Raw genomic sequence first — 4,387 nt, 5'->3', positions numbered from 1 at the left:
CAGGTCCAGCAGCGTGCGGGAGATGCGGTTGGTGACGTCCATGAAGGCCATGCGGCTGACCTGGCGCGAGGTGCGCAGCAGGCGGTTGGTCAGTTGCGAGCCGATCGCGAAGAGGATCTTCGGGCATTCCTCGCGCAGCGGACCTTCCATCAGCTGGAACAGGCGCTCGTAGCTGATCTCGGCCATCTCGCAGGGGGTGCGGCTGCGTACGATCGACTCGCGTTGGGCCTGTTCCACGAACAGGCCCATCTCGCCGATGAACTGGCCGCGGTTCAAGTAGGCCAGGATCAGCTCGCGGCCCTGCTCGTCCTCGGTGCAGACCGCCAGCGAGCCTTCGATGATGTAGTAGAGCGTGTTGGCCGGATCGCCCGGGCGGATGATCGCGGTCTTGCCCGGGTAGCGCCGACGGTGGCACAGCGCCAGGAAGCGCTCCATCGATGCCGGGTCCGGCGCGAAGCTCAGGGGCGCCTGGGACCGTTCGAAAGCCTGCTGGAGTTGGTATTTGAGTTGCGCCACGTTGATATCCGCTGTTGAGCCACGGCGCTGCCGCCAGGGCGTTACCATGCATCACGCGTCTTGCCTGATCAAGAGATGACGCGGGGCGGGGCCGGCGAGTTCTGTTTTCCGGCGTTTTGCCGCATACTTCGCAGTCTTTCGGCCAAGCTCCCTCCCAGGCCGGAGCCCGGGTCGCGCAGGATGAGGGTCCTGGCGCGTCTTTTTCTTTTCGCGGGGACCCTTGCTGCTAACCCGCCTCATCTGCTGGCCGTGCCCCGGCCATGGAGAGTCGCCGTGGTGAAACCGCTCCCCCGCCTGCGCCTGCAGGGTTTCAACAACCTGACCAAGGCCCTGAGCTTCAACATCTACGACATCTGCTACGCGGTGTCCGAAGATCAGCGCCAGCGCTACATCGAATACATCGACGAGCAATACGACGCCGACCGCCTGACCCAGATCCTCACCGACGTGGCGGAGATCATCGGCGCGAACATCCTGAACATCGCGCGCCAGGACTACGATCCGCAGGGTGCGTCGGTGACGATCCTGATCTCCGAGGAGCCGGTGGTGGAGAAGCTCGGCCGCGACACCATCTCCGGTGCCGTGGTGGCGCACATGGACAAGAGCCACATCACCGTCCACACCTATCCGGAAACCCATCCGCACAACGGCATCGCGACCTTCCGCGCGGACATCGATGTCGCCACCTGCGGCGTGATCTCGCCGCTGAAGGCCCTGAACTACCTGATCGACAGCTTCGAGTCGGACATCGTGGTGTGCGACTACCGCGTGCGCGGCTTCACCCGTGACGTGAAGGGCAAGAAGCACTTCATCGACCACAAGATCAACTCGGTGCAGGACTACCTGGCGCGCCACATCCGCCAGAAGTACGAGATGTTCGACGTCAACGTCTACCAGGAAAACATCTTCCACACGAAGATGCACATCAAGGACTTCGACCTGGACACCTACCTGTTCGAGGCGCACGCGGACGACCTCTCGTTCAAGGAGCGCCAGCGTATCGAGTCGCTGCTCAAGCGCGAGATCGAGGAACTGTTCCACGGCCGCAACCTGATGTAACACACGACCCCGCCGCCCGGCGGGGTTTTTCGTTGCGCGCACGGCACGGCGGCTAGCTTCGGCGCATGCGCGCCTTCCTGCTGTTCCTGCTGCTGCTCGCCCTGCTGGCGCTGGTGTGGTCGCGTGGCTGGCGTCCGCCGGACCGCTACAACCCGTGGGCACCGCTCGACCTGCGTGCGCCGCCGGATCCGTTCCTGCATTACAAGCTCGAACGGCTGGCGCATGACCCGCGTGCCTGCAGGGCTGCGCTGGCGAGGGCCGGCGCCCGCTTCGACCCGTTGCCCGACCGCCGCGGCCCAGGCGCATGCGGCTGGACCGACGCGGTCCGGTTGCGTGGTACCGGCAAGGCGACGCTGGTGCGGCCGGCCGTGGTGACCTGTCCGCTGGCAGCCACCCTGGTGTTGCTGGACCGGCAGGTGCTGCAGCCGGCCGCGCGACAGATCTACGGCAGTGCCGTGGGGCGCATCGACCACGTCGGCAGCTACGCCTGCCGCAACATCTACGGACGTGCCGGCGCGCCGCTCAGCGGCCATGCGCGGGCGGCGGCGATCGACCTGACCGGCTTCGTGCTGGCCGACGGGCGCGCCGTGCACATCACGGCCGGCTGGCGCGCGCCAGGAAGGGCCGGCGCGTTCCTGCGCCGCGTCCACGACCGCGCCTGCGTGGTGGCCGGCATGGTGCTGGGGCCGGACTACAACCGCGCGCATCGCAGCCATTTCCATGTGGAGGCGGGCGGCTGGGGTTATTGCCGGTAGGCGCCGGCGCGTTTGCCGGCGGGCGGTCAGATGCGGTAGGCGACGGTCTTCATGACCAGCGAGCTCAGGTGCATGAGTCCGGGGATCGGGAACGGCAGGTCGATGCCGCCGCGCGCCCTGGCGTTGTCGGCGTGGCGCACCTCGTCGGCCTGCATCTGCGCGAGCACCGCGCGCGAGCGTTCGTCCTGTGGCGGCAGGCGCTGCAGGTGGTCCTCCAGGTGCGCCTCCACCTGGCGCTCGGTTTCCACCACGAAGCCCAGGCTCACCTTGTCGCCGATCAGCGCGGCGGCGGCGCCGATCGCGTAGCTGCCGGCGTACCAGAGTGGATTGAGCAGGCTGGGGCGGCTGTCCAGGTCGCGCAGGCGTTGCGCGCACCAGGCCAGGTGGTCGGTTTCCTCGTTCGCGGCTTCCTGCAGGTGGTGGCGGGTGTCCTCGTCACGCGCGAGCGCGGCCTGGCCGTCGTACAGCGCCTGCGCGCACACCTCGCCGGTGTGGTTGATGCGCATCAGGCCGGCAGCGTGGCGGCGCTCGGCATCGTCGAGCGGGGCATCCTCCAGCGGCGTGGCGGGCGAGGGGCGCGCGGCTTCCGGCGCACCGGCGACGGTTTCAAGGGCGCGCTCCATGCCTGCCAGCAGGCGATCGAGCGGGGAGAGCGAGCGAACGTTCATGATGTGTGTCCAGGGACGATGTGCTGGGCCAGCAGCACCAGCGGATGCAGGGTCGGCACGGCCTCATCCTGCTCGGCCAGGCCGGTGGCCAGGTGCAACCGGCAACCGATATTGGACGACAGCAACGCCTGCGGCGCCAGCGAGGCGATGGCCTCGATGAGAGGGGCGCGCAAGGCCGCCGCGCGCTCGGGGAATTCCAGCAGGTGGCTGCCAGCGGCGCCGCAGCAGCGTGGTGGCAGCGCCACCACCTCCAACCCCGGTACGCGCCCAAGCAGTGTCAGCAAGGCCTCGCCGCTGCGCGCCACGTTCAGTTGCGTGCAGGGCAGGTGGAGTGCCACGCGTTGGTGGAGCGGGCGGAAGTGCAGGTGGTCGGCCCGCGCCACGAGCAGCGCATAGGGATCTTCGACCCTCACGCCGGGCAGGGCACCACGCAGCTGGCCGATGCAGCCGGGCGTGACCGTCACCAGTGCGGAAGCGCCACCGGCCCGCCAGGCCTCCTGCACGCGCCCCGTCGCGCGCGCGGCGGCCTGCGTGTCGCCGCCGTGCGTATCCAGTGCACCACAGCAGAAGGCTGGCAGGCGCATCACGGTATGACCGGCTGCCTCGAGCAGGGTGACGGCAGCCTGTTGCGCCGCCGCGTCCTCCACGCTGGCGACGCATCCCGGGAAGAGCGCCACGCGGGCCAGCGCCGGCGTGCACGGCGTAACCGCGGGCCCCGGCCGCAGGCGCGGCGGCGGGGGCAGGGCCGCAAGGGCGAGGGCGGCGCGCCAGCCCGACCGCTGCGGCAGCCAGCGTGCGAGGCGGGCGTACCAGCGCCGCCATCCCGCAAGCCGCATCAATCGCAGCAGGCCGGGTCGCTTCGCCAGCGCGAGCAGCGCGCGCGGGCGCCGCGGTGCCGGCCCAAGCAGCGCGCGCGTCTCCACCAGCAGCTCGCCGAAGTGAACCTGGGCGGGACACACCCGTTCGCAGTTCAGGCAAGCCAGGCAGTGGTCCAGTGGTTCGCGCAGTTCATCGGTCACTGGCGCCCGTCCCTGGGCCAGTGCCGCGGCGATGGCGATGCGCCCGCGCGGCGATTCGGCCTCGTTGCCGTCCAGCGCATAGGTCGGGCAGGCCGGCAGACACAGGCCGCACTGCACGCACTGGTCGGCCAGCGCGGCGATGCGCTCGGACTTGTTCTCGGGCATGGTCGGCATGCTATCATTGCCAGCTCACAAGTCGGCCGACCGGCAGGCTTGCGCGATCGATGACGGCTCCGCTATCATCTCGCGCCTTTGTTCCACCGATTCCGCTAACCGCCCCCGTGGCGGCAGACAGGTATTCTTGAAATGAAAACGTTCAGCGCCAAGCCGGAAAGCGTCAAGCGCGACTGGTACGTGGTCGATGCGACGG

The 4,387-nt window shown here is 69.0% G+C and carries 6 protein-coding genes; 2 read left to right on the top strand and 4 right to left on the bottom strand.

Annotated features, from left to right (window positions below):
- A partial coding sequence (locus VFH59_RS02970) for a cyclic nucleotide-binding domain-containing protein (protein WP_325163397.1) occupies positions 1–522 on the bottom strand: 522 nt, incomplete at its 3' end.
- Between the two features lie 267 nt (positions 523–789).
- Here VFH59_RS02970 and speD point away from each other — a divergent pair.
- Both speD and VFH59_RS02960 read left to right on the top strand, forming a co-directional pair.
- Positions 790–1,575, top strand: coding sequence for an adenosylmethionine decarboxylase (speD, locus tag VFH59_RS02965; protein ID WP_091334588.1), 786 nt, complete (start codon positions 790–792; stop codon positions 1,573–1,575).
- Between the two features lie 65 nt (positions 1,576–1,640).
- The gene (locus VFH59_RS02960) at positions 1,641–2,330 is read left to right on the top strand and encodes an extensin family protein (RefSeq protein ID WP_325163396.1); all 690 of its coding nucleotides are present in this window, start codon (positions 1,641–1,643) and stop codon (positions 2,328–2,330) included.
- A 26-nt stretch (positions 2,331–2,356) separates the two neighbouring features.
- Here VFH59_RS02960 and coq7 read toward each other — a convergent pair whose 3' ends face one another.
- From coq7 to VFH59_RS02945, 3 genes are all read right to left on the bottom strand, one after another.
- Positions 2,357–2,998 carry a 2-polyprenyl-3-methyl-6-methoxy-1,4-benzoquinone monooxygenase gene (coq7, locus tag VFH59_RS02955; RefSeq protein ID WP_325163395.1) on the bottom strand — a complete coding sequence of 214 codons (642 nt, stop codon included), beginning with the start codon at positions 2,996–2,998 and terminating at the stop codon, positions 2,357–2,359.
- The gene (locus tag VFH59_RS02950) at positions 2,995–4,191 is read right to left on the bottom strand and encodes a (Fe-S)-binding protein (RefSeq protein WP_325163394.1); all 1,197 of its coding nucleotides are present in this window, start codon (positions 4,189–4,191) and stop codon (positions 2,995–2,997) included. Before VFH59_RS02950 ends, coq7 begins: the two co-directional genes overlap by 4 nt.
- A 15-nt stretch (positions 4,192–4,206) precedes the next feature.
- On the bottom strand, positions 4,207–4,387 hold a 181-nt coding region (locus tag VFH59_RS02945), incomplete at its 5' end, for a hypothetical protein (RefSeq protein WP_325163393.1).

The organism is Frateuria sp. (assembly GCF_035695185.1).
Taxonomy (GTDB): Bacteria; Pseudomonadota; Gammaproteobacteria; order Xanthomonadales; family Rhodanobacteraceae; genus Frateuria_A.
This window is presented reverse-complemented; position numbering and strand designations above follow the sequence as displayed.

What these genes read in the sequence shown, in the direction of transcription:
- VFH59_RS02950 (WP_325163394.1), bottom strand. Translation starts at nt 4,191, where the DNA reads ATGCCGACCATGCCCGAGAACAAGTCCGAGCGCATCGCCGCGCTGGCC.
- coq7 (WP_325163395.1), bottom strand. Translation starts at nt 2,998, where the DNA reads ATGAACGTTCGCTCGCTCTCCCCGCTCGATCGCCTGCTGGCAGGCATG.
- VFH59_RS02960 (WP_325163396.1), top strand. Translation starts at nt 1,641, where the DNA reads ATGCGCGCCTTCCTGCTGTTCCTGCTGCTGCTCGCCCTGCTGGCGCTG.